A 22,345-nucleotide genomic window follows, 5' to 3' on the forward strand; every position below is an offset into this window, starting at 1 on the left:
GCTAGACTTCCCGGCCCTGCTAGACGAACCCCATCATGCGCGTTGCTGACTTTACTTTTGAGCTCCCTGATTCGCTGATCGCTCGCCACCCTTTGGCCGAGCGTCGCGCCAGTCGACTGTTGACCCTGGACGGGGTCAGCGGTGCCCTTGCACACCGTCAATTCACAGATTTGCTTGAGCATTTGCGCCCAGGCGATTTGATGGTGTTTAACAATACCCGAGTGATTCCGGCGCGGCTGTTTGGCCAGAAGGCGTCCGGCGGCAAGCTGGAGATTCTGGTGGAACGGGTGCTGGACAGTCATCGCGTTCTGGCCCATGTGCGCTCCAGCAAGTCGCCGAAACCGGGGTCGAAGATTCTCATCGACGGCGGTGGCGAAGCTGAAATGCTGGCCCGTCATGATGCATTGTTCGAACTGAGGTTTGCCGAGGAAGTGCTGCCGCTGCTGGAGCGGGTCGGGCATATGCCGTTGCCTCCTTATATAGATCGCCCGGACGAAGAGTCGGATCGTGAGCGTTATCAGACGGTGTATTCCGAGCGCCTGGGCGCGGTGGCGGCGCCGACGGCGGGGCTGCATTTTGATCAGCCGTTGTTGGACTCGATTGCCGCCAAGGGCATCGAGTCTGCATTTGTGACCCTGCATGTGGGGGCCGGGACGTTTCAGCCGGTGCGTGTGGATAACATCGAAGACCACCATATGCACAGCGAATGGCTGGAAGTCAGCCAGGACGTCGTGGATGCAGTCAATGCGTGCAAGGCTCGCGGTGGTCGTGTGGTGGCGGTCGGCACCACCAGTGTGCGTTCCCTGGAAAGTGCCGCCCGTGATGGCGTGCTTAAGCCCTTCAGTGGCGACACCGATATCTTTATCTTCCCAGGCCGGCCGTTTCATGTGGTCGATGCCCTGGTGACCAATTTTCATTTGCCGGAATCCACGCTGTTGATGCTGGTGTCGGCGTTCGCTGGTTATCCCGAAGCCATGGCCGCCTATAAAGCGGCCATCGAGCATGGATACCGTTTTTTCAGCTACGGTGATGCGATGTTTATCACCCGCAATCCGGCGCCGACTGCCCCTAAAGAATCGGGCCCAGAGGAACAAGCATGAGTCGTATGTCGTTTGAATTGTTGGCCACTGACGGCAAGGCCCGTCGCGGTCGCCTGACTTTCCCGCGTGGCACCGTCGAGACCCCAGCATTTATGCCGGTCGGCACCTACGGCACCGTAAAAGGCATGTTGCCGCGGGATATCGTCGCCACCGGCGCCGAGATGATCCTCGGCAACACCTTCCACCTGTGGCTGCGCCCGGGCACGGAAGTGATCAAGAAGCACGGCGACCTGCATGACTTCATGCAGTGGAAAGGCCCGATTCTTACCGACTCCGGCGGTTTCCAGGTGTTCAGCCTGGGCGCCATGCGCAAGATCAAGGAGGAGGGCGTGACCTTCGCCTCGCCGGTGGACGGCGCCAAGGTGTTCATGGGGCCGGAAGAGTCGATGCAGGTCCAGCGCGACCTGGGTTCCGACGTTGTGATGATTTTCGACGAATGCACACCGTACCCGGCCGATGAAGAAGTGGCACGGGTGTCGATGGAGCTGTCGTTGCGCTGGGCCCAGCGTTCGAAGAATGCCCATGGCGATAACACCGCCGCGCTGTTTGGTATCGTCCAGGGCGGCATGCACCAGGGTTTGCGCGAGCGTTCCCTGGAAGGCCTCGACAAGATCGGCTTTGACGGCCTGGCTATCGGCGGTCTGTCGGTGGGCGAGCCCAAGCACGAGATGATCAAGGTGTTGGATTACCTGCCGGGTCTGATGCCAGCTGACAAACCTCGTTACCTTATGGGCGTTGGCAAACCGGAAGATCTCGTAGAGGGTGTGCGCCGCGGTGTGGACATGTTCGATTGCGTGATGCCAACCCGTAATGCCCGCAATGGGCATCTGTTCATTGATACAGGCGTGCTGAAGATCCGTAACGCGTTCCATCGCCATGATGATTCGCCGCTGGATCCCACCTGTGATTGCTACACCTGCCAGAACTTCTCCCGTGCTTATCTGCACCATCTGGACAAATGCGGGGAAATGCTGGGTAGCATGTTGAATACCATCCACAATTTGCGTCACTACCAAGTCCTGATGGCTGGTTTGCGCGAGGCTATTCAACAGGGTACATTGGCCGCCTTTGTCGATGCCTTCTATGCCAAGCGCGGGCTGCCTGTGCCGCCCTTGGACTGATTTTCCCGACCCTAAGATTCACTATTTGCAACTGGAGTGCTAAATGAGCTTTTTTATCTCTAATGCCATGGCTGATGCCGCTGCACCGGCCGCTGCCGGCCCTTTGGGTGGTGGTTTTGAGTGGATTTTCCTGGTCGGCTTCCTGGTCATCTTCTACCTGATGATCTGGCGTCCACAGGCCAAGCGCGCCAAAGAGCAGAAGAACCTGCTGGGCAGCTTGCAGAAAGGTGACGAAGTTGTGACCACTGGCGGCATCGCTGGCAAGATCATCAAGGTCTCCGACGCTTTTGTGGTCCTGGAAGTCTCCGACACCGTTGAAATGAAGTTCCAGAAAGGCGCCATCGCCGCCACGCTGCCAAAAGGCACGCTCAAAGCGATCTAAGTTCCTACCTTTACCAATCGACGGGGCGCGCAAGGCGCCCCGCGTTATAAGCGGGCGGCGTGATGCTGAACAAATACCCTCTGTGGAAATACGTACTGATCCTGGCGGTGCTGGCGATCGGTTTTATTTATTCCGCTCCCAATCTTTATCCTGATGATCCGGCGATCCAGATTACTGGCGCCAGCACTGCGTTGCAGGTTACTCAGGCTGATCTGGACCGCACGAGCAAAGCGCTCACTGCTGCGGGTATCCAGGTTAAAGCAGCCACTTTGGCGGCTGACGCGAAGGGCGGCTTGTTACGCCTGACCAAGCAAGAAGACCAATTGCCGGCTAAAGACGTTGTGCGCAAGGTCATGGGTGATGACTACGTTGTCGCGCTGAACCTGGCACAGACCACACCAGCCTGGTTGCGCAGCATTGGCGCGCACCCGATGAAGCTGGGTCTGGACTTGTCCGGTGGTGTGCACTTCCTGCTGGAAGTGGACATGGACAAAGCTCTCGATGCTCGCCTGAAAGTCTACGAGGGCGACGTGAAGAGCCTGCTGCGCAAAGAGCGCCTGCGTTATCGCAGCCTGCCGCAGCTCAACGGTGCTATCCAGCTGGGTTTTGCTGACGAAGCTGCCCGCGAACAGGCCCGTGCCCTGATCCGCAAGAGCTTTACCGATTTCGATATCGTACCTGCCGACCTCAATGGTCAAGCGGTGCTGCGTCTGGCGATGACCCCGGCCAAGCTGGCGGAAATCCGCGAATACTCCATCAAGCAGAACTTGACCACGGTACGTAACCGCGTCAACGAACTGGGTGTGGCCGAGCCACTGGTTCAGCGCCAGGGTGCCAACCGCATCGTGGTTGAGCTGCCAGGTGTGCAGGACACCGCTGAAGCCAAGCGGATCCTAGGCAAGACAGCCAACCTTGAGTTCCGTCTGGCCGCCGAGCCGGGTGCTTCCAAAGCCACTTCCGAGACCTTCGAGTTTCGTGAAGGTAACCGCCCACCGGCGCAGATCGAGCGTAGCCTGATCATCACCGGTGACCAGGTTACCGACGCCAAGGCTGGTTTCGGTGAGCAAGGCACGCCTGAAGTGAACATCCGTCTGGATGGTCACGGTGGCGAACTGATGAGCCGCGCAACCCGCAGCAACGTCGGGCGCAGCATGGCGGTTATCTTCATCGAACAGCGTCCAGTCACCACCTATACCAAGCAAATGGTCAACGGTGTCGAGAAAGACGTGGCGGTGCAGACCTTCAAGGAAGAGAAGAAGATCATCAGCCTGGCGACCATTCAGTCGCCGCTGGGTGCTCAATTTCGTATCACTGGCCTGAACGGCCAGGGCGAATCGTCCGAGCTGGCGCTGCTGCTGCGTGCCGGTGGCCTGGCGGCGCCAATGTACTTTGCTGAAGAGCGCACCATTGGCCCGAGCCTGGGTGCCGACAACATCACTAAAGGTATCGACGCTTCCTTGTGGGGCATGCTGTTCGTGTCGCTGTTCATCATCGCCATCTATCGCTTCTTCGGCATCATCGCCACGGTTGCGCTGAGTGTGAACATGGTGCTGCTGCTGGCCCTGATGTCGCTGCTGGGGGCTACGCTGACCCTGCCAGGCATCGCCGGTATCGTATTGACCATGGGTATGGCGGTGGATGCCAACGTGCTGATCTTCTCGCGGATTCGTGAAGAGATCGCCGCCGGGATGACGGTGCAAAGGGCAATCAACGAAGGCTTCGGCCGGGCATTTACCGCGATTCTCGACGCCAACCTGACAACATTGTTGGTCGGCGGGATTCTCTTTGCCATGGGCACAGGCCCGGTCAAAGGCTTTGCGGTGACCATGTCCCTCGGGATCTTTACCTCGATGTTCACGGCCATCATGGTGACCCGCGCAATGGTCAACCTGATCTTTGGCGGGCGTGACTTCAAGAAGTTGTGGATTTAAGGGGCTGCCATGTTACGTACAATCAACTTCATGGGCGTTCGCAACGTTGCGTTCGGCGTCACCGTGCTCCTTACCGTTCTGGCGTTATTCAGCTGGTTCCATAAGGGCCTGAACTACGGTCTGGACTTCACTGGCGGTACGCTCATCGAGCTGACCTACGAGAAGCCGGCCGATGTCGCCAAGGTGCGGACTCAGTTGGTCGAGTCTGGCTATCACGACGCCATCGTGCAGAGTTTTGGTGCAACTACCGACCTGCTGGTGCGGATGCCGGGCGAAGATCCACAATTGGGTCACCAGGTAGCTGAAGCCTTGCTCAAGGTGGGCGGCGACAACCCGGCCACGGTCAAGCGCGTCGAGTTTGTAGGTCCGCAAGTGGGTGAAGAGCTGCGCGACCAGGGCGGCCTCGGCATGCTGATGGCGCTGGGCGGCATCCTCATCTACCTGGCCTTCCGCTTTCAGTGGAAGTTCGCGGTCGGTGCCATCGTCTCGCTGATCCACGACGTAGTCGTGACCGTGGGTATTCTGGCGTACTTCCAGATCACCTTCGACCTGACGGTATTGGCGGCGGTGCTGGCGATTATTGGTTACTCCCTCAACGATACCATCGTGGTGTTCGACCGGGTTCGCGAGAACTTCCGGGTGCTGCGCAGGGCGACGTTGATCGACAATATCAATATCTCCACCACCCAGACCCTGTTGCGCACGATGGCGACTTCGATCTCCACCTTGCTGGCAATTACCGCGTTGATGGTGTTTGGTGGCGACAACCTGTGGGGCTTCTCTCTGGCGCTGTTTATCGGCGTTCTGGCGGGTACCTACTCGTCGATCTACATCGCTAACGTGGTGCTGATCTGGCTGAACCTCAGCAGCGAGGACTTGATCCCTCCAGTTAGCACTGACAAGGAGGTCGACGACCGTCCTTGATGGGCGATTGTTGATCCGCTGTTACAAAGAAGGCGCGAGTATTGAACTCGTGCCTTTTTTTTTGCTCCAAGGCTGGGTATAGCGCGGACGTTTCAGTCCGTTTGTGATGGTCAGGAGGTTCAAGTGAACAAGTCGTTACTGGTTGGTGCGGTATTGGGTGCTGTCGGTGTGACTGCCGGGGGTGCTGTTGCCACCTACAGCCTGGTAAAAAGCGGCCCTGAGTATGCGCAAGTGCTGGCAGTGCAGCCGGTGAAAACCCAGATCAAAACCCCTCGTGAGGTCTGCAAGGACGTCGCTGTGACCCGGCAGAAGCCGGTGCAGGATCAGCATCAGATCATCGGCAGTGTCGTAGGTGCCGTGGCCGGTGGCTTGCTGGGTAACCAGATCGGTGGCGGCAATGGCAAGAAGATCGCTACTGTAGCCGGTGCGGTCGGTGGCGGTTATGCCGGTAACAAGGTTCAGGAAGGCATGCAGAACCGCGATACCTACACAACCACCCAGACCCGTTGCAACACTGTGAATGACATCAGTGACAAGGTCGTGGGTTATGACGTGCGGTATCTGCTGGATGGCAAGGAAGGCTCCGTGCGCATGGAGCGTGATCCAGGCGGCCAGATCCCGGTCGACAAGGAAGGGCATCTGGTTATCGGCCAGAACCAGCAGTAAACCTTATTCAGGGCGGGACACAGGTATAAAAAAAGCACCCCTAGGGGTGCTTTTTTGTGCTTGCTCGCTTAACGTTTTAGCGAAGCCGGCAGGTGCGGCTGGATCGCCGTCAGTACTGCCTTGAAGCATTTGGTGTTGCCAGCTACCACGTGACCCTTCTCCAGGAAGTCGTGACCGCCGGTGAAGTCGCTCACTAGGCCGCCTGCTTCTTGAATCAGCAGCGCGCCTGCAGCCATGTCCCACTCGGACAGGCCCGACTCCCAGAACGCATCAAAGCGGCCAGCGGCCACATAAGCCAGGTCCAGGCTCGCCGAGCCAGCGCGACGGATGCCAGCGGTCTGGCCCACCAGGGCGCGGAACATGCCCAGGTAGTTTTCCAGGTTGTCCATCTGGTCATCACGGAATGGGAAGCCGGTACCCAGCAGGGCGCCGTCCAGGCTGGTACGACCGCTGACGCGCAGGCGACGACCGTTCAGTTGGGCGCCACGGCCACGGCTGGCGGTGAATTCTTCCTGGCGAACCGGGTCCAGAACAACGGCGTGTTCCAGGCGGCCACGGTATTTGCAGGCAATGCTCACGGCAAAGTGCGGGATACCGCGCAGGAAGTTAGTGGTGCCGTCCAGTGGGTCGATGATCCACAGGTACTCTTCGCCTTCGCCGCTACCTTTGTGCAGGCCGGTTTCTTCACCGAGGATGCCGTGGGTAGGGTAGGCCTTGCGCAGAGCGTCGATGATTTTCTGCTCGGCGGCGCGATCGATCTCGGATACGTAATCCTTGGCGTCTTTTTCGTCGACCTTGATGGTATCCAGGCGCTCGATGGAGCGGAAAATCAATTCACTGGCGCTGCGGGCGGCGCGCAGCGCGATATTCAGCATGGGCTGCATGGATGTGTCACCTAAGGTTGTTAAAGAAAGCCGGGCATTCTAGCAGAAACTTTCTTCAGGTGGACGACGACGTTAGCTTTCATGGCATAACCTTAGGCTGTTCTGTAAGATTTGCCCCCTTTCCCGTGTCCGAGAGCGCCTCCCTTGCTGCAAAACATTCGTGTCGTCCTCGTCAATACCAGTCATCCCGGCAATATCGGCGGGGTGGCGCGAGCCATGAAGAACATGGGGCTAACGCGCCTGGTGCTGGTCGAACCGCGCCTGTTTCCGCACCACGAGGCCGATGCCCGTGCCTCCGGCGCCAATGACATCCTCGCAAGTGCCCAAGTGGTCGCCACGCTGGAAGACGCCCTGGTGGGCTGCAATCTGGTGCTCGGCACCAGTGCTCGCGACCGCCGCATCCCTTGGCCACTGCTCGATCCTCGCGAATGCGGCACAAAAGTCGTCGAGGAAGCCGCTGGCGGCGCCGAAATCGCCTTGGTATTCGGTCGTGAAGATTCCGGCCTGACCAATGACGAGCTGCAGCGATGTCATTATCACGTGCATATCCCATCAGACCCCGAATTCAGCTCGCTGAATCTTGGGGCAGCGGTGCAGGTGTTGAGTTATGAAGTGCGCATGTCCTGGCTGGCGGTTCAAGGTCAGCCGAGTAAAGTGGAGAAGGACGAGGTAGCGTCGACCAAAAGTGGCGAGTTGGCCACCATGGACGAGCTGGAGCGATTCTATGAGCACCTGGAGCAAACCCTGGTAGCCATCGAATTCCTCGATCCGGAAAAACCACGGCACTTGATGGCTCGTCTGCGCCGGTTGTACGGACGCAGCTCGGTCAGCCGGGCAGAAATGAATATATTGCGTGGCATCCTCACGGAAACCCAGAAAGCGGCCCGTGGCGAGCTTCTTAAGCGGAAGGATTAAAAATGTTCGAGCGTTTGCGAGAAGATATCCAGAGTGTTTTTCATCGTGATCCGGCGGCGCGCAACGCCTTTGAAGTGCTGACCTGCTATCCGGGCATGCACGCGATTTGGATTCACCGATTGTCCGGTGCCCTGTGGAATATGGGTTGGAAGTGGATGGCGCGGGTGGTCTCCAACTTTGGCCGCTGGTTGACCGGCATCGAGATTCACCCAGGCGCGAAGGTCGGTCGTCGGTTCTTTATCGATCACGGCATGGGTATTGTGATTGGCGAGACCGCCGAGATTGGTGATGACGTGACGCTGTACCAGGGTGTGACCCTCGGCGGTACCACTTGGAACAAGGGTAAGCGCCACCCGACGCTGGAAGATGGCGTTGTAGTAGGGGCGGGCGCCAAGGTGCTCGGGCCGTTTACTGTCGGCGCCGGTGCCAAGGTTGGCTCCAATGCCGTGGTCACCAAGGCTGTGCCGCCTGGTGCAACTGTCGTCGGTATTCCGGGCCGGATCATCGTCAAGGCTGAGGCGAGTGGCGAGCAGGAAGCCAAGCGCAAGGCTATGGCGCAAAAGATTGGTTTCGATGCTTATGGCGTTAGTGAAGACATGCCTGACCCAGTGGCCCGAGCCATCGGCCAGTTGCTTGATCACCTGCAAGCGGTGGACGGCAAGCTGGACGGCATGTGTGGCGCGTTGAAGGAGCTGGGCAGCAGCTACTGCGCCAAGGACCTGCCGGAACTGCGCGAAGAAGACTTCGCCGAGATCAAGGACGAAGGCGCCAGCAAGGCGGGCTAGTCCCCCCCCTCATCTGTAGGAGCGAGCTGCTCGCGAAAAGCCTGGGAGCGACGCGGGCATCCAGACACCCCGCGTAATCGCTCGCGTCCATCGCGAGCAAGCTTGCTCCTACATTTGATCGGCGTGGCTTCAGCTCCGCTGTTCGATGCCATCGCGCCCTGATATTATTCGCGCGCCCGTTTTGCGGGTATTCCCGACTAAGGTACTAGGTCTTATAGTTGACTTAAATACTCGGGAATTGCATACTCGCTCCCATTCTGAAGCACCTTGGTACTTGTCCATGAGACTGACTACAAAAGGCCGATACGCAGTGACCGCCATGCTTGACTTGGCCTTGCACGCGCAAAATGGGCCGGTGTCCCTGGCCGATATCTCTGAGCGCCAAGGCATTTCCCTGTCCTATCTCGAACAGTTGTTCGCCAAATTGCGCCGCAGCAATCTAGTTTCCAGTGTTCGTGGGCCAGGTGGTGGTTATCAGTTGTCCCGTGACATGCAGGGCATCCAGGTGGCCCAGGTGATCGATGCGGTCAACGAGTCCGTTGATGCTACCAAATGCCAGGGGCTGGGTGATTGCCATGCCGGCGACACCTGCCTGACGCACCACTTGTGGTGCGATCTGAGCCTGCAGATCCATGAATTTTTGAGTGGTATCAGCTTGGCTGATCTTGTGACTCGCCGTGAGGTGCAAGAAGTAGCCCAGCGTCAGGACCAGCGCCGCTGTAACACCAGGGCGCCGCGTCTGGACAAGATTGAAGCGTCCGCCGTCGAGTGACAGCCGAAGAGCTAACGGCACGCCAGCCAGCCTGATTTAGGAGAAAGTCCATGAAATTGCCGATTTACCTTGATTACTCAGCGACCACCCCGGTTGATCCGCGTGTCGCGCAAAAGATGAGTGAGTGCCTGCTGGTTGACGGAAACTTCGGCAACCCGGCGTCCCGTTCCCACGTTTTCGGTTGGAAAGCCGAAGAATCAGTGGAAAACGCTCGTCGCCAGGTCGCTGATCTGGTCAATGCCGACCCGCGTGAAATCGTCTGGACCTCCGGTGCCACCGAGTCCGACAACCTGGCGATCAAGGGTGCGGCGCATTTCTACGCCACCAAGGGCAAGCACCTGATCACCACCAAGATTGAGCACAAGGCTGTCCTCGACACCATGCGCCAACTGGAGCGTGAAGGTTTTGAAGTTACCTACATCGAGCCTACTACTGAAGGCCTGGTGACTCCTGCGATGATCGAAGCTGCGATGCGTGAAGACACCATCCTGGTTTCCATCATCCACGTGAACAACGAAATCGGCACCATCAACGACATCGCCGCCATCGGTGAGCTGACCCGCTCCAAGGGCGTGTTGCTGCACGTCGACGCCGCTCAGTCCACCGGCAAGGTCGATATCGACCTGTCGAAGCTGAAAGTCGACCTGATGTCGTTCTCTGCCCACAAGACTTATGGCCCTAAAGGCATCGGCGCCCTCTACGTGAGTCGCAAGCCTCGCGTGCGCATTGAAGCGACCATGCATGGCGGCGGTCACGAGCGTGGCATGCGTTCCGGCACCCTGGCGACCCACCAGATCGTCGGCATGGGCGAAGCTTTCCGTGTGGCCAAGGAAGACATGGCTGCCGAAAATGTGCGTATCAAGGCGTTGAGCGACCGCTTCTACAAGCAGGTCGAAAACCTTGAAGAGCTGTACATCAACGGCAGCATGACTGCCCGCGTACCGCACAATCTGAATTTGAGCTTCAACTACGTCGAAGGCGAGTCGCTGATCATGGCGCTCAAGGACCTGGCGGTTTCGTCCGGTTCGGCCTGTACCTCGGCTTCCCTTGAACCGTCCTACGTCTTGCGAGCCCTGGGCCGCAACGACGAACTGGCGCATAGCTCGATCCGTTTCACGTTCGGCCGTTTCACCACCGAAGAAGAAATCGATTACGCCGCGCAGAAAGTCTGCGAGGCCGTCACCAAGCTGCGCACCTTGTCGCCGCTGTGGGACATGTACAAAGACGGTATCGATATTTCCAAGATCGAGTGGGCGGCACACTAACTATAGAAGCCGCCACCCAAGGGCTCTGTAAGTACGTGGCGGAAAACGCAGGCGTATTTACAGGGTTCCAGAGCGGCCCTGATGAGTGAGGATTCAGTACCATGGCTTACAGCGAAAAGGTCATCGACCACTACGAAAACCCGCGCAACGTCGGCAAGATGAACGCGGAAGACCCTGATGTTGGCACTGGCATGGTCGGCGCCCCGGCGTGCGGCGACGTCATGCGTCTGCAGATCAAGGTCAACGACCAGGGTGTCATCGAAGATGCCAAGTTCAAGACCTATGGTTGCGGTTCGGCCATCGCCTCCAGCTCCCTGGCGACCGAATGGATGAAAGGCAAAACCCTGGATGAGGCTGTCACCATCAGCAATACCCAGCTGGCCGAAGAACTGGCCTTGCCGCCAGTGAAAATTCACTGCTCGGTACTCGCAGAAGACGCCATCAAGGCGGCTGTTCGCGACTACAAGCAGAAGAAAGGCTTGATCTAAGCATTTGGCGACGAGTAAGGAGTCACGATGGCTATCAGCATGACAGAAGCGGCGGCTAAACACGTGCGACGCTCCCTTGATGGGCGCGGCAAAGGTGAGGGGATTCGTCTGGGTGTTCGCACCACGGGCTGTTCCGGTCTTGCCTATGTGCTGGAGTTTGTCGACGAGGTGGTTGCGGAAGATCAGGTGTTCGAAAGTCACGGCGAGAAAGTGATTATCGACCCGAAAAGCCTGACTTACCTGGACGGCACCGAACTCGATTTCGTCAAGGAAGGGTTGAACGAAGGCTTCAAGTTCAACAACCCCAACGTACGCGGTGAATGTGGCTGCGGCGAAAGCTTCAACATCTGAGGCTGATTGTGGGTACTCCTTGTCATTTCGCTTTATTCGAGCTGCAGCCGAGTTTTCGGTTGGACCTCGATCAGCTTGCCACGCGCTACCGTGAATTGGCGCGTGGGGTGCATCCGGATCGCTTCGCTGACGCTTCCGAGCGTGAGCAACGCCTGGCGCTGGAGCAATCAGCCAGCCTCAACGAAGCCTATCAGACGCTTAAAACCCCTCCCAAACGCGCGCGCTACCTGCTCGCGATGGGTGGTCGCGAGTTGCCACTTGAAGTCACGGTCCAGGACCCTGATTTCCTGATGCAGCAGATGCAATGGCGCGAAGAGCTCGAAGACCTGCAGGACGAGGCCGATCTGGCTGGAATCGCAGTCTTCAAGCGCCGTCTGAAAGTGGCCCAGGATGAGCTCAACGAAAGCTTCGCAGCCTGTTGGGATGATGCGGCGCAACGCGAACAGGCCGAACGCCTGATGCGACGCATGCAGTTCCTCGACAAGCTCACCTACGAAGTGCGCCAGTTAGAAGAGCGCCTCGACGATTAACCCAGTGCTGCCCCGGTTGCACGCCTGATATACAGATAAGTCCTGATTACCATGGCCCTACTGCAGATCGCCGAACCCGGCCAAAGTCCTCAACCGCACCAGCGTCGTCTGGCGGTCGGGATCGACTTGGGCACTACCAATTCGCTGGTCGCTGCGTTGCGCAGCGGTCTTAGCGAGCCGCTGCCCGACGCCGATGGTCAGGTCATCCTGCCGTCCGCCGTGCGTTACCACGCCGATCGCACCGAAGTGGGCGAGTCGGCAAAGCTGGCCGCATCCACCGATCCCCTGAATACCGTGCTGTCGGTCAAGCGCTTGATGGGTCGTGGTCTGTCCGACGTCAAGCAATTGGGCGATCAGTTGCCGTACCGCTTTGTCGGCGGTGAATCCCATATGCCGTTCATCGACACGGTTCAGGGCCCGAAAAGCCCGGTGGAAGTGTCGGCCGATATCCTCAAGGTCCTGCGCCAGCGCGCGGAAACTACCTTGGGCGGCGAATTGGTCGGCGCGGTGATTACCGTTCCTGCGTATTTCGATGACGCTCAGCGCCAGGCCACTAAGGACGCGGCAAAACTCGCCGGCCTGAACGTGCTGCGCCTGCTCAACGAACCTACTGCTGCGGCAGTGGCTTACGGTCTGGATCAGCACGCAGAAGGCCTGGTCGCCATTTATGACTTGGGTGGCGGTACTTTTGATATTTCGATTCTGCGCCTGACCGGCGGTGTCTTTGAGGTCCTGGCAACCGGTGGCGACACTGCCCTGGGCGGCGATGACTTCGATCACGCCATTGCCGGCTGGATCATCGAGAGCGCTGGTTTGTCGGCTGACCTTGATCCGGGTGCGCAACGTAGCTTGCTGCAAACCGCCTGTGCCGCTAAAGAAGCGCTGACTGATACTGGATCCGTTGAGGTTGCCTACGGCAACTGGTCGGCCCAACTGACCCGTGACGCCTTTGATGCGCTGATCGAGCCCATGGTCGCCCGCAGCCTGAAAGCCTGCCGTCGCGCCGTGCGTGATTCCGGTATCGAACTGGAAGACGTGGCTGCCGTGGTCATGGTCGGTGGTTCTACTCGTGTGCCGCGCGTTCGCGACGCCGTTGCCGAGGCTTTTGGTCGTCAGCCGCTGACCGAAATCGATCCGGATCAAGTGGTAGCCATCGGGGCCGCGATCCAGGCCGACACACTCGCGGGTAACAAGCGCGATGGTGGCGAACTGCTTTTGCTCGACGTGATTCCGTTGTCCCTGGGGCTGGAAACCATGGGCGGCCTGATGGAGAAGGTGATTCCACGCAATACCACCATCCCCGTCGCCCGCGCCCAGGACTTCACCACATATAAAGATGGTCAGTCGGCCATGATGATTCATGTGCTGCAGGGCGAGCGTGAGCTGATCAGCGATTGCCGCTCCCTGGCGCGCTTCGAATTGCGCGGCATTCCGGCCATGGTTGCTGGCGCTGCAAAGATTCGTGTGACCTTCCAGGTCGACGCCGATGGCCTGCTCAGCGTTGCCGCTCGTGAGCTCGGTTCGGGCGTTGAAGCCAGTATCCAGGTCAAACCGTCCTACGGCCTGACCGACGGCGAAATCGCCAAGATGCTCAAGGACTCGTTCCAGCATGCCAGTGACGACAAGGTCGCCCGTGTATTGCGTGAGCAGCAAGTTGACGCCCAGCGCCTGCTCGAGGCGGTGCAGGGAGCCCTTGATACCGACGGCGAGCGTTTGCTGGACGCTGAAGAGCGCATGGTGATCGATCTGCAAATGCAGGAGCTGTCCGAATTGATGAAAGGCGCCGATGGTTACGCCATCGAGCAACAGACCAAGCGTCTGTCGCAAGTGACCGATGCCTTTGCTGCCCGCCGCATGGACTTGACGGTGAAAACCGCCCTGGCGGGTCGCAACTTGAATGAACTTGAGGAATAACTGATGCCGCAGATCATTTTTCTGCCACACGCCGAGCATTGCCCGGACGGTATGGTCGTGGAGGCTGAGACCGGCAAGTCCCTTCTCGAAGTCGCTCATGACAACCACATTGAGATCGAAAGTGCCTGCGGCGGCGTCAACGCCTGTACCACCTGTCATTGTGTGATTCGCGAGGGTTTCGATTCGCTGAATGAAGCCGATGAGCTGGAAGAAGACTATCTTGATAGGGCCTGGGGTCTGGAACCGACTTCGCGCTTGACCTGCCAGGCGATCGTCGGCACGGAAGATATCACCGTCGAAATACCGAAATATTCGCTCAACCATGCGGCTGAAGCGCCGCACTGATTCAAGGAGTTGTTGTCATGAGTCTGAAATGGGTTGATGTGCTGGAAATCTCGATTCAACTGGCTGAAACCAAGCCGGATGTGGATCCGCGTTACGTGCGCTTCGTCGATCTTCACAACTGGGTTGTGGCGTTGCCGGAGTTTGATGACGATCATAGTCGTGGTGGCGAGAAGGTGCTTGAAGCCATTCAGGCCGCCTGGATCGAAGAAGCAGACTGAGCCTCCCTTACGCAGGTTAGGCAATACCCAAGAACCCGCGTATAATTCGCGGGTTTAATTTTTCGCAAATTACCGTTTCTGGAGTTACACCATGGCTGTTCAACGTACTTTCTCCATCATCAAGCCTGACGCTGTTGCAAAAAACGTTATTGGCGAGATCGTCACCCGTTTCGAAAAAGCCGGCCTGAAGGTTGTAGCTTCGAAACTGAAGCAACTGTCCAAAGCCGAAGCTGAAGGCTTCTACGCTGAGCACAGCGCCCGTGGTTTCTTCGGCGAGCTGGTTGCTTTCATGATCTCCGGTCCTGTTGTTGTTCAGGTTCTGGAAGGCGAAAACGCCATCGCTCTGAACCGCGAACTGATGGGTGCTACCAACCCTAAAGAAGCGGCTGCCGGCACCATCCGTGCTGACTTCGCTGAATCCATCGACGCCAACGCTGTTCACGGTTCGGACTCCGAAGCCGCCGCTGCCCGCGAAATCGCTTACTTTTTCGCTGCTACTGAAGTAACCACTCGCTAAGCATTGGCTTGAAGAGTGAAGGTGAATCCATGACTACATCGACTGCAAAAACCAACCTGCTGGGTCTGACTCAGCCGGAAATGGAAAAATTCTTCGACTCAATCGGGGAGAAGCGTTTCCGTGCCAGTCAGGTAATGAAATGGATTCACCATCTTGGCGTCGATGATTTCGACGTCATGACGAACGTCAGCAAGGCCCTGCGCGACAAGCTCAAGGTCATTGCCGAAGTTCGTGGTCCCGAAGTTGTCAGCGAGGACATCTCCACCGACGGCACCCGTAAGTGGGTGGTGCGCGTGGAGTCCGGCAGCTGCGTCGAGACTGTCTACATTCCCCAGGGCAAGCGCGGCACCTTGTGCGTTTCGTCCCAGGCAGGCTGTGCCCTGGATTGCAGTTTCTGCTCCACCGGCAAGCAAGGCTTCAATAGCAACCTCACCGCCGCCGAAGTCATCGGCCAGGTGTGGATTGCCAATAAATCGTTTGGCAGCATTCCGGCGACCGCCGACCGTGCCATCACCAACGTGGTGATGATGGGCATGGGCGAGCCGCTGCTGAACTTCGACAACGTCGTCGCGGCCATGCACTTGATGATGGACGACCTGGGCTATGGCATCTCCAAGCGCCGTGTGACCCTGTCGACCTCCGGCGTGGTACCGATGATCGATGAGCTGGCCAAGCACATCGACGTCTCTCTGGCGTTGTCCCTGCACGCACCCAATGACGCATTGCGTAACCAATTGGTGCCGATCAACAAGAAGTATCCGCTTAAGATGCTGCTCGAATCTTGCCAGCGTTACATGGCGACCTTGGGCGAGAAGCGTGTGTTGACCATTGAGTACACCATGCTCAAGGACATCAACGACAAGGTCGAGCACGCCGTCGAGATGATTGAGTTGCTCAAGAACGTCCCGTGCAAGATCAACCTGATTCCGTTCAACCCGTTTCCCCATTCTGGCTACGAGCGGCCGAGTAACAACGCCATCCGCCGTTTCCAGGATCAACTGCACCATGCAGGCTTCAATGTCACCGTACGCACCACTCGCGGTGAAGACATCGATGCGGCATGTGGTCAATTGGTAGGGCAGGTGCTGGATCGCACCCGTCGCAGCGAACGTTATATCGCCGTGCGCGAATTGAGCGCCGACAACGATATGCCAAGCGCGACCTGAACCTGAGAGAGGACCTCTATGCCATTGCGCCTTGCGCTGCTTTTGCTTGTTGCCAGCCTCACGGTTGGCTGTGTTTCATCGGGCCATGACAGCCCTTTGCAAACCAGCAAGGGCCGCGACGAAGCGCGTGCTGCCTATGTGCAGCTGGGGTTGGGTTACCTGCGCCAGGGCTTGAGCGAGCAGGCCAAGGTGCCGTTGCAAAAGGCCCTGGTCCTCGATAGCCGCGATGCCGACGCCAATGCTGCGTTGGCCCTGGTGTTCCAGGCTCAGGACGAACCAGAGTTGGCCGACCAGTATTTCCACAAGGCACTGGCGGCGCGCTCCAATGATCCACGTCTGCTCAATAACTACGGCAGCTTCCTGTTTCAGCAAAAGCGTTATGCTGAAGCGTCCGGTTATTTCCAGCAAGCGGCGGCCGATACCCTCTATCCTGAGCGTTCGCGGGTTTTTGAGAATCTGGGGGTGACCTCAATGCTTCTCGGGCAGCGCGATACCGCTCGCCAGCAACTGGAAAAAGCCCTACACCTGAACCGTCACCAGCCACGGGCATTGCTGGAAATGGCTGAGTTGTCCTTCGAAGACAGGCATTATGTGCCGGCACGTGACTATTACGAACGGTTTAGCCTGCTCAGCGGGCAAAATGCACGTAGTCTATTGCTTGGCGTGCGTCTGGCGACGGTTCATGAAGAACGCGACAAGGCCGCACGTTTTGGCCAGCAATTAGAACGACTCTATCCCGGCTCGCCGGAATATCAGCAATACCTGTCGGAGCAATGATGAAAGCGGCGCACCCGGAAGTTGTAGCAGCTAATCGCGTAAACCCAGGCGAGACCTTGCGACAGGCCCGCGAAAGCAATGGTTGGTCGCTGGCAGACGTGGCCCTAAAACTCAATTTGACCGTCACGTCACTGGGCAACCTGGAAACCGGTGCGTTCGACAAGCTGCCAGGGCATACCTTTGCCCGCGGCTATATTCGCGCCTACGCCAAGTTGCTGGGCATTGACCAGACCGTGTTGGTCCAGGAATTCGACCAGTTCACCGGCACCGACTCCCAGGGCAGCAATGTCCACGGCCTGGGTCGCATCGAAGAGCCGGTGCGGGTTTCCCACACTATTTTGCGAATTGTCAGCTTATTGCTGTTGATCGCCGTGATCGGCGGTGGCTTCGTCTGGTGGCAGGATCAGACCTCCCTGCGCAGCAAGGACGTAGCCAGCACCGCCATGGAGCACGTCGAAGTCGAAAGCGCCGACGGCACCACTCAGATTCACCCGTTGGACGAGCCTGAAGACCAGGCCGTAGTCCAGGGCCAGACAGCTCCTGAAGGCCAGGCCAACCTGGATCTGCAGGCTGGCCAGCCGGCTGCCGAAGCCAGCGTTGACCCAGCCGCTACCGCCGCTGTACCAGCCCCGGCTGTGCCTGCTACTCCACCGGCCCCGACGCATACCCCAGCGGCCCCGGTCCAGGCCCCAGCCACAACGGCTCCGGTTGCACCGGTAGCACCGACGGTTGCAGCGCCAACAGCGCCTGCTCTTGTGGCGGGTGATGGACGTGTACAGATTACCTACCTCTCTGACTGCTGGACGCAAGTCACCGATGGCAATGGCAAAGTGCTGTTTAGCGGTCTCAAGCGTAAGGGAGATACTTTTGACCAGGGCGGCAAGCCTCCCTTGACGCTGCGTCTGGGCTTTGCCCGTGGCGCGCAAGTGGCCTACAACGGCCAGCCTGTGGACCTGGCGCCGTTCACCAGTGGCGAGACTGCTCGCCTGAAGTTGGGACAATAAAGTCATGCACGGCGAATCTCCAATCAAACGTCGCGTATCGCGCAAAATCTGGGTCGGCTCGGTGCCGGTGGGTGGCGATGCCCCCATCGCGGTACAGAGCATGACCAACAGCGACACCAACGACGTCGCGGCCACTGTCGCCCAGATCAACCGTTTGGAAGCGGCTGGCGTCGATATTGTGCGAATTTCCGTTCCGGACATGGACGCGGCTGAAGCGTTCGGCCGTATCAAGCAACTGGTCAAGGTGCCGCTGGTCGCCGACATTCACTTCGACTACAAGATCGCCTTGCGCGTCGCCGAACTGGGCGTCGATTGTCTGCGGATCAACCCGGGCAACATCGGTCGCGAAGACCGGGTACGAGCCGTGGTGGATGCTGCCCGTGATCGGGGTATCCCGATCCGTATCGGCGTCAACGCGGGCTCCCTGGAAAAAGACCTGCAAAAAAAGTACGGTGAGCCCACTCCAGCGGCGCTGGTTGAGTCTGCATTGCGTCACGTTGAACACCTCGAGCGCCTGAATTTCCAGGACTTCAAGGTCAGCGTAAAGGCTTCCGACGTGTTCATGGCGGTAGAAGCCTACCGCCTGCTCGCCAAGGAAATCGTCCAGCCGCTGCACCTGGGGATTACCGAAGCGGGTGGTTTGCGTTCAGGCACAGTGAAATCTGCGGTGGGTCTCGGTATGCTGCTGGCCGACGGGATTGGCGATACTATTCGCATCTCCCTGGCGGCAGACCCGGTAGAGGAAGTGAAAGTCGGCTACGACATTCTCAAATCCCTGCATTTACGCTCCCGTGGCATCAACTTCATTGCCTGCCCGAGCTGCTCGCGGCAGAACTTCGACGTGGTGAAAACCATGAACGAACTGGAAGTGCGCCTCGAAGACCTGTTGGTTCCGCTGGATGTCGCGGTCATCGGTTGCGTGGTCAACGGGCCAGGTGAGGCCAAAGAGGCTCATGTAGGCTTGACCGGTGGTACGCCAAACCTGATTTACATCGACGGCAAGCCGTCGCAGAAATTGACGAATGATAATCTGGTGGATGAGCTGGAACGGCTGATCCGCCAGAGAGCGGCCGAGAAGGTCGAAGCTGACGCAGCGGTTATCGCGCGCGGCTGATCGAACGAATTTAAGGATTTTTAGTGAGCAAGTCTCTGCAAGCCATTCGTGGCATGAACGATATCCTGCCTGAGCAGACGCCCCTGTGGCGCTACTTCGAGAGCACTGTCGCGCGCCTGCTGGATAACTACGGTTACAAGCAGATCCGCATGCCGATCGTCGAATTCACCGAGCTGTTCAAACGCTCCATCGGTGAAGTGACCGACATCGTCGAAAAAGAGATGTACACCTTCGAAGACCGCAACGGCGACTCCCTGACCCTGCGTCCGGAAGGCACCGCCGCGTGCGTGCGCGCCGTGCTGGAACATGGCCTCACCGGTGGTGGCCAGCCGCAGAAATTGTGGTACATCGGCCCGATGTTTCGCCACGAGCGTCCGCAGAAAGGCCGTTATCGCCAGTTCCACCAGATCGGTCTGGAAGTCTTTAACCTCGACGGTCCGGACATCGACGCCGAGCTGATCGTGCTGACCTGGCGGCTGTGGGGCATGCTGGGTATCCGCGATGCGGTCACACTTGAACTGAACAGCCTGGGCACCAGCGAGTCCCGGGGCCGCTACCGCGAAGCCCTGGTGGAATTCCTGTCCGCTCATTTGGACAAGCTGGACGAAGACAGTCAGCGCCGTCTGAAGACCAACCCGCTGCGGGTGCTGGACACCAAGAACGCCGATACCCAAGCGGTACTCGTAGACGCGCCGAAAATGGCCGACTACCTGGATGACGAGTCCCGTACACACTTTGAGGGCCTTAAGGCTCGCCTGGATGCAGCCGGCATTCCCTACGTCATCAACCCCAAGCTGGTGCGCGGCCTCGATTACTACAGCAAGACCGTATTCGAGTGGGTCACCGACAAACTTGGCGCCCAGGGCACCGTGTGCGCCGGCGGTCGGTACGACGGCCTGGTGGAGCAAATGGGCGGCAAGCCGACCACCGGTGTAGGTTTTGCCATGGGCATCGAACGGCTGATCCTGCTGCTGGAAACCCTGGAGCAGGTTCCCGAAGAAATTTCCCGTCAGGTGGACGTGTACCTCTGTGCCTTTGGCGAGGCTGCCGAACTGGCGGCCCTGACCTTGAGCGAGAAGGTTCGCGACCAGTTGCCAAACCTGCGCCTGCAAATCAATGCCGGCGCCGGTAGCTTTAAAAGCCAGTTCAAGAAAGCCGACAAGAGCGGTGCGCTGTTTGCACTGATCCTGGGCGATGACGAGTTGGCCCAGCAAGTGGTAGGTTTCAAACCCCTGCGTGGCCAGGGCGAACAACAAAGTATTGCCTTTGATGCGCTTGCTGCGCACTTGGCCACCTGCATCGTGCAGGGTTGAAGCTGTCAAACAGCCGAATTTAGCGATTAAGGAGTATTGGGGTGTCGAGTTCTGATGATGATCAGCTGGCCGAGTTCAAAGACTGGTGGCAGCGTAACGGCAAACCCCTGGTCACTGGCGGCTTGCTGGCTTTAGTAGTGGTGTTCGGCTGGCAGGCCTGGCAGAAGTATCAGGGCAATCAGTCGCAAGGCGCCTCGATACTCTATCAGCAACTGCTGGAAACCACGCTGACGCCTGACGGCAAGCCTGATCCTGCCCAGGTTGCAGACTTGGCCGGCAAACTGAAAAGCGAATTTGGCGGTAGCGCCTACGCCCAATACGGCAGTCTGTTCGTCGCCAAAGTCGCGGTCGACACTGGCAGGCTGGATGACGCAGCCTCCGAGCTGAAAGCCATCACCGACAAACCGACCAACCCGACCCTGGGTGAAATCGCGCGTCAGCGTCTGGCTCAGGTACTGGCGGCACAGAACAAGGCTGACGAAGCACTGAAATTGCTCGACGGCGATGCTGACAAGGCATTCCTGGCTACTCGCGAAGAGCTCAAGGGCGACCTGCTGGTCCAATTGGGTCGTACCGACGAAGCCAATGCTGCGTACCAAAAAGCCAAGGCTGCGCTGTCTGATGAAGCGGCGGTCGGTGGTTTACAAATCAAGCTGGACGACTTGGCCAAAGGGGATGCGTGACGTGATCCGTTGGAAACATGCAGCATTGCTGGCTCTGGCCGTTTTGGCCGCGGGTTGCAGCAGCAACAGCAAAAAAGAACTGCCTCCGGCCGAGCTGACCAGCTTCAAGGAAGAAGTGGTCCTGCAAAAGCAGTGGAGCCGCTCTATCGGTGACGGCCAGGGCGACACCTACAACATGCTGGTACCGGCAATCGACGGTGACAACATTGTGGCCGCTGACGTGACCGGCGTGGTGATCTCCATGGATCGCATGAACGGCGACGTCAAGTGGAAGAAAGACCTCGAACTGCCAGTATCCGGCGCCGTTGGCGTGGGTTACGGCATGGTGCTGATCGGCACGCTGAAAGGCGAAGTCGTGGCCCTGGATTCGAGCAACGGTGAAGAGAAATGGCGCGCTCGCGTGACCAGTGAAGTCCTCGCACCGCCGGCCACCAACGGCGACATTGTTGTCGTGCAGACCCAGGATGACCGTGTGATTGGCCTTGACGCCAGCACCGGTGAGCAGCGCTGGTTGTATGACAGCACCCCTGCAGTCCTGACCTTGCGCGGTACCAGTGGTCCGGTTGTGACCAATCGTCTGGCACTGGCAGGCCTGTCCACCGGTAAAGTGGTCGCCCTCGACACCCAGAACGGCGTGCCGGCCTGGGAATCACGGGTCGCGATTCCTCAGGGGCGTTCGGAACTGGATCGCGTAGTGGACATCGACGGTGGCTTGCTGCTGTCGGGTGAAACCCTTTACGTCGCCACTTACCAGGGCCGTGTAGCGGCACTGGACCTGCAAAGCGGCCGCGTACTCTGGCAGCGTGATGCTTCCAGCTACGCCGGTGTCGCCCAAGGGTTTGGCAGCGTCTACGTAAGCCTCGCGTCCGGCACTGTTGAAAGTGTTGACGAGCGTTCCACCACTGCACTGTGGAGCAACGACTCTCTGGCTCGCCGTCAATTGTCGGCACCGGAAGTGTTCTCCAGCTACGTGGCGGTCGGTGACCTGGAAGGTTACCTGCACCTGCTGAGCCAGGTTGACGGTCGCTTTGTCGGTCGCGAACGTATCGACAGCGATGGCCTGCGTGCCCGTCCGCTGGTGGTAGGTGACATGATTTACGTGTTTGGCAACAGTGGCAAGCTGGAAGCCCTGACCATCAAGTAAAGCTTTGACTATGCTTGGGGGTCGCCTCCAGGCAGC

At 58.6% G+C, this 22,345-nt stretch carries 25 protein-coding genes; 24 read left to right on the plus strand and 1 reads right to left on the minus strand.

Annotated elements, in window-relative coordinates; genetic code table 11:
- The first annotated feature begins 35 nt into the window (after positions 1-35).
- The 6 genes from queA to ACZRJ6_RS10820 all read left to right on the plus strand — a co-directional run bounded on the left by queA (position 36) and on the right by ACZRJ6_RS10820 (position 6,124).
- The gene (gene queA, locus ACZRJ6_RS10795) at positions 36-1,100 is read left to right on the plus strand and encodes a tRNA preQ1(34) S-adenosylmethionine ribosyltransferase-isomerase QueA (RefSeq protein ID WP_463968113.1); all 1,065 of its coding nucleotides are present in this window, start codon (positions 36-38) and stop codon (positions 1,098-1,100) included.
- 5 nt (positions 1,101-1,105) lie between these two features.
- Positions 1,106-2,221, plus strand: coding sequence for a tRNA guanosine(34) transglycosylase Tgt (gene tgt, locus ACZRJ6_RS10800; protein WP_178114438.1), 1,116 nt, complete (start codon positions 1,106-1,108; stop codon positions 2,219-2,221).
- Positions 2,222-2,264: 43 nt separating this feature from the next.
- Complete coding sequence (gene yajC, locus ACZRJ6_RS10805) at positions 2,265-2,603, plus strand: preprotein translocase subunit YajC (RefSeq protein ID WP_133102070.1); 339 nt, start codon at positions 2,265-2,267, stop codon at positions 2,601-2,603.
- A gap of 62 nt (positions 2,604-2,665) precedes the next feature.
- Positions 2,666-4,534, plus strand: coding sequence for a protein translocase subunit SecD (gene secD, locus ACZRJ6_RS10810; RefSeq protein ID WP_463968114.1), 1,869 nt, complete (start codon positions 2,666-2,668; stop codon positions 4,532-4,534).
- 9 nt (positions 4,535-4,543) lie between these two features.
- Positions 4,544-5,458: a protein translocase subunit SecF gene (gene secF / locus ACZRJ6_RS10815; RefSeq protein WP_463968115.1), complete on the plus strand. Its 915-nt coding sequence runs from the start codon at positions 4,544-4,546 to the stop codon at positions 5,456-5,458.
- A gap of 123 nt (positions 5,459-5,581) precedes the next feature.
- Complete coding sequence (locus tag ACZRJ6_RS10820) at positions 5,582-6,124, plus strand: glycine zipper 2TM domain-containing protein (RefSeq protein WP_133102073.1); 543 nt, start codon at positions 5,582-5,584, stop codon at positions 6,122-6,124.
- Between the two features lie 68 nt (positions 6,125-6,192).
- Here ACZRJ6_RS10820 and suhB read toward each other — a convergent pair whose 3' ends face one another.
- A complete protein-coding gene (gene suhB, locus ACZRJ6_RS10825; protein ID WP_149411643.1) occupies positions 6,193-7,008 on the minus strand; it encodes a type III secretion system regulator SuhB in 816 nt (271 codons plus the stop codon).
- Between the two features lie 144 nt (positions 7,009-7,152).
- Between suhB and trmJ the strand changes: the two genes are divergently transcribed.
- From trmJ to bamB, 18 genes are all read left to right on the plus strand, one after another.
- A complete protein-coding gene (trmJ, locus tag ACZRJ6_RS10830) occupies positions 7,153-7,923 on the plus strand; it encodes a tRNA (cytosine(32)/uridine(32)-2'-O)-methyltransferase TrmJ (RefSeq protein ID WP_133102075.1) in 771 nt (256 codons plus the stop codon).
- Positions 7,924-7,925: 2 nt separating this feature from the next.
- The gene (gene cysE, locus ACZRJ6_RS10835; RefSeq protein ID WP_463968116.1) at positions 7,926-8,708 is read left to right on the plus strand and encodes a serine O-acetyltransferase; all 783 of its coding nucleotides are present in this window, start codon (positions 7,926-7,928) and stop codon (positions 8,706-8,708) included.
- Between the two features lie 280 nt (positions 8,709-8,988).
- Positions 8,989-9,480, plus strand: coding sequence for a Fe-S cluster assembly transcriptional regulator IscR (gene iscR, locus ACZRJ6_RS10840; protein WP_133102077.1), 492 nt, complete (start codon positions 8,989-8,991; stop codon positions 9,478-9,480).
- Positions 9,481-9,530: 50 nt separating this feature from the next.
- Positions 9,531-10,745 carry an IscS subfamily cysteine desulfurase gene (locus tag ACZRJ6_RS10845; RefSeq protein WP_463968117.1) on the plus strand — a complete coding sequence of 405 codons (1,215 nt, stop codon included), beginning with the start codon at positions 9,531-9,533 and terminating at the stop codon, positions 10,743-10,745.
- A gap of 101 nt (positions 10,746-10,846) precedes the next feature.
- Positions 10,847-11,233 (plus strand): Fe-S cluster assembly scaffold IscU, encoded by a 387-nt coding sequence (gene iscU / locus ACZRJ6_RS10850; protein ID WP_133102079.1) that lies wholly within the window; start codon positions 10,847-10,849, stop codon positions 11,231-11,233.
- 27 nt (positions 11,234-11,260) lie between these two features.
- Complete coding sequence (gene iscA / locus ACZRJ6_RS10855; RefSeq protein WP_133102080.1) at positions 11,261-11,584, plus strand: iron-sulfur cluster assembly protein IscA; 324 nt, start codon at positions 11,261-11,263, stop codon at positions 11,582-11,584.
- Positions 11,585-11,592: 8 nt separating this feature from the next.
- Positions 11,593-12,114, plus strand: a complete 522-nt coding sequence (gene hscB / locus ACZRJ6_RS10860) for a co-chaperone HscB (protein ID WP_463968118.1) — start codon at positions 11,593-11,595, stop codon at positions 12,112-12,114.
- 51 nt (positions 12,115-12,165) lie between these two features.
- Positions 12,166-14,028, plus strand: a complete 1,863-nt coding sequence (gene hscA, locus ACZRJ6_RS10865) for a Fe-S protein assembly chaperone HscA (protein ID WP_463968119.1) — start codon at positions 12,166-12,168, stop codon at positions 14,026-14,028.
- 3 nt (positions 14,029-14,031) lie between these two features.
- Entirely contained in the window at positions 14,032-14,373 is a 342-nt protein-coding gene (gene fdx / locus ACZRJ6_RS10870; RefSeq protein ID WP_133102083.1) for an ISC system 2Fe-2S type ferredoxin, read from the plus strand.
- 17 nt (positions 14,374-14,390) lie between these two features.
- Positions 14,391-14,591: a Fe-S cluster assembly protein IscX gene (gene iscX / locus ACZRJ6_RS10875; protein ID WP_133102084.1), complete on the plus strand. Its 201-nt coding sequence runs from the start codon at positions 14,391-14,393 to the stop codon at positions 14,589-14,591.
- A gap of 91 nt (positions 14,592-14,682) precedes the next feature.
- The gene (gene ndk / locus ACZRJ6_RS10880) at positions 14,683-15,108 is read left to right on the plus strand and encodes a nucleoside-diphosphate kinase (RefSeq protein ID WP_133102085.1); all 426 of its coding nucleotides are present in this window, start codon (positions 14,683-14,685) and stop codon (positions 15,106-15,108) included.
- Between the two features lie 29 nt (positions 15,109-15,137).
- A complete protein-coding gene (gene rlmN, locus ACZRJ6_RS10885; RefSeq protein WP_463968120.1) occupies positions 15,138-16,274 on the plus strand; it encodes a dual-specificity RNA methyltransferase RlmN in 1,137 nt (378 codons plus the stop codon).
- Between the two features lie 18 nt (positions 16,275-16,292).
- Positions 16,293-17,051, plus strand: a complete 759-nt coding sequence (gene pilW / locus ACZRJ6_RS10890; protein ID WP_463968121.1) for a type IV pilus biogenesis/stability protein PilW — start codon at positions 16,293-16,295, stop codon at positions 17,049-17,051.
- The gene (locus tag ACZRJ6_RS10895; protein ID WP_463968122.1) at positions 17,051-18,055 is read left to right on the plus strand and encodes a RodZ domain-containing protein; all 1,005 of its coding nucleotides are present in this window, start codon (positions 17,051-17,053) and stop codon (positions 18,053-18,055) included. The genes pilW and ACZRJ6_RS10895 overlap by 1 nt, the downstream gene beginning before the upstream one ends.
- A 4-nt stretch (positions 18,056-18,059) precedes the next feature.
- Entirely contained in the window at positions 18,060-19,169 is a 1,110-nt protein-coding gene (gene ispG, locus ACZRJ6_RS10900; RefSeq protein ID WP_463968123.1) for a flavodoxin-dependent (E)-4-hydroxy-3-methylbut-2-enyl-diphosphate synthase, read from the plus strand.
- Between the two features lie 23 nt (positions 19,170-19,192).
- On the plus strand, positions 19,193-20,482 hold the full coding sequence (hisS, locus tag ACZRJ6_RS10905) for a histidine--tRNA ligase (RefSeq protein WP_133102090.1): 1,290 nt from the start codon (positions 19,193-19,195) through the stop codon (positions 20,480-20,482).
- 41 nt (positions 20,483-20,523) lie between these two features.
- Entirely contained in the window at positions 20,524-21,165 is a 642-nt protein-coding gene (locus tag ACZRJ6_RS10910) for a tetratricopeptide repeat protein (RefSeq protein WP_133102091.1), read from the plus strand.
- A complete protein-coding gene (bamB, locus tag ACZRJ6_RS10915; protein ID WP_149411631.1) occupies positions 21,158-22,309 on the plus strand; it encodes an outer membrane protein assembly factor BamB in 1,152 nt (383 codons plus the stop codon). Before ACZRJ6_RS10910 ends, bamB begins: the two co-directional genes overlap by 8 nt.
- Positions 22,310-22,345: the final 36 nt, after the last annotated feature.

The organism is Pseudomonas sp. C321 (genome assembly GCF_055407105.1).

Bases quoted from the DNA above. Each gene is read 5' to 3' on its own strand.
- secD (WP_463968114.1), top strand. From the start codon at position 2,666: ATGCTGAACAAATACCCTCTGTGGAAATACGTACTGATCCTGGCGGTG.
- ndk (WP_133102085.1), top strand. From the start codon at position 14,683: ATGGCTGTTCAACGTACTTTCTCCATCATCAAGCCTGACGCTGTTGCA.
- tgt (WP_178114438.1), top strand. From the start codon at position 1,106: ATGTCGTTTGAATTGTTGGCCACTGACGGCAAGGCCCGTCGCGGTCGC.
- hscA (WP_463968119.1), top strand. From the start codon at position 12,166: ATGGCCCTACTGCAGATCGCCGAACCCGGCCAAAGTCCTCAACCGCAC.
- yajC (WP_133102070.1), top strand. From the start codon at position 2,265: ATGAGCTTTTTTATCTCTAATGCCATGGCTGATGCCGCTGCACCGGCC.
- secF (WP_463968115.1), top strand. From the start codon at position 4,544: ATGTTACGTACAATCAACTTCATGGGCGTTCGCAACGTTGCGTTCGGC.
- iscA (WP_133102080.1), top strand. From the start codon at position 11,261: ATGGCTATCAGCATGACAGAAGCGGCGGCTAAACACGTGCGACGCTCC.
- ACZRJ6_RS10845 (WP_463968117.1), top strand. From the start codon at position 9,531: ATGAAATTGCCGATTTACCTTGATTACTCAGCGACCACCCCGGTTGAT.
- rlmN (WP_463968120.1), top strand. From the start codon at position 15,138: ATGACTACATCGACTGCAAAAACCAACCTGCTGGGTCTGACTCAGCCG.
- fdx (WP_133102083.1), top strand. From the start codon at position 14,032: ATGCCGCAGATCATTTTTCTGCCACACGCCGAGCATTGCCCGGACGGT.
- bamB (WP_149411631.1), top strand. From the start codon at position 21,158: ATGCGTGACGTGATCCGTTGGAAACATGCAGCATTGCTGGCTCTGGCC.
- suhB (WP_149411643.1), bottom strand. From the start codon at position 7,008: ATGCAGCCCATGCTGAATATCGCGCTGCGCGCCGCCCGCAGCGCCAGT.
- cysE (WP_463968116.1), top strand. From the start codon at position 7,926: ATGTTCGAGCGTTTGCGAGAAGATATCCAGAGTGTTTTTCATCGTGAT.
- iscU (WP_133102079.1), top strand. From the start codon at position 10,847: ATGGCTTACAGCGAAAAGGTCATCGACCACTACGAAAACCCGCGCAAC.
- pilW (WP_463968121.1), top strand. From the start codon at position 16,293: ATGCCATTGCGCCTTGCGCTGCTTTTGCTTGTTGCCAGCCTCACGGTT.
- iscX (WP_133102084.1), top strand. From the start codon at position 14,391: ATGAGTCTGAAATGGGTTGATGTGCTGGAAATCTCGATTCAACTGGCT.
- queA (WP_463968113.1), top strand. From the start codon at position 36: ATGCGCGTTGCTGACTTTACTTTTGAGCTCCCTGATTCGCTGATCGCT.
- ACZRJ6_RS10895 (WP_463968122.1), top strand. From the start codon at position 17,051: ATGAAAGCGGCGCACCCGGAAGTTGTAGCAGCTAATCGCGTAAACCCA.
- ispG (WP_463968123.1), top strand. From the start codon at position 18,060: ATGCACGGCGAATCTCCAATCAAACGTCGCGTATCGCGCAAAATCTGG.
- iscR (WP_133102077.1), top strand. From the start codon at position 8,989: ATGAGACTGACTACAAAAGGCCGATACGCAGTGACCGCCATGCTTGAC.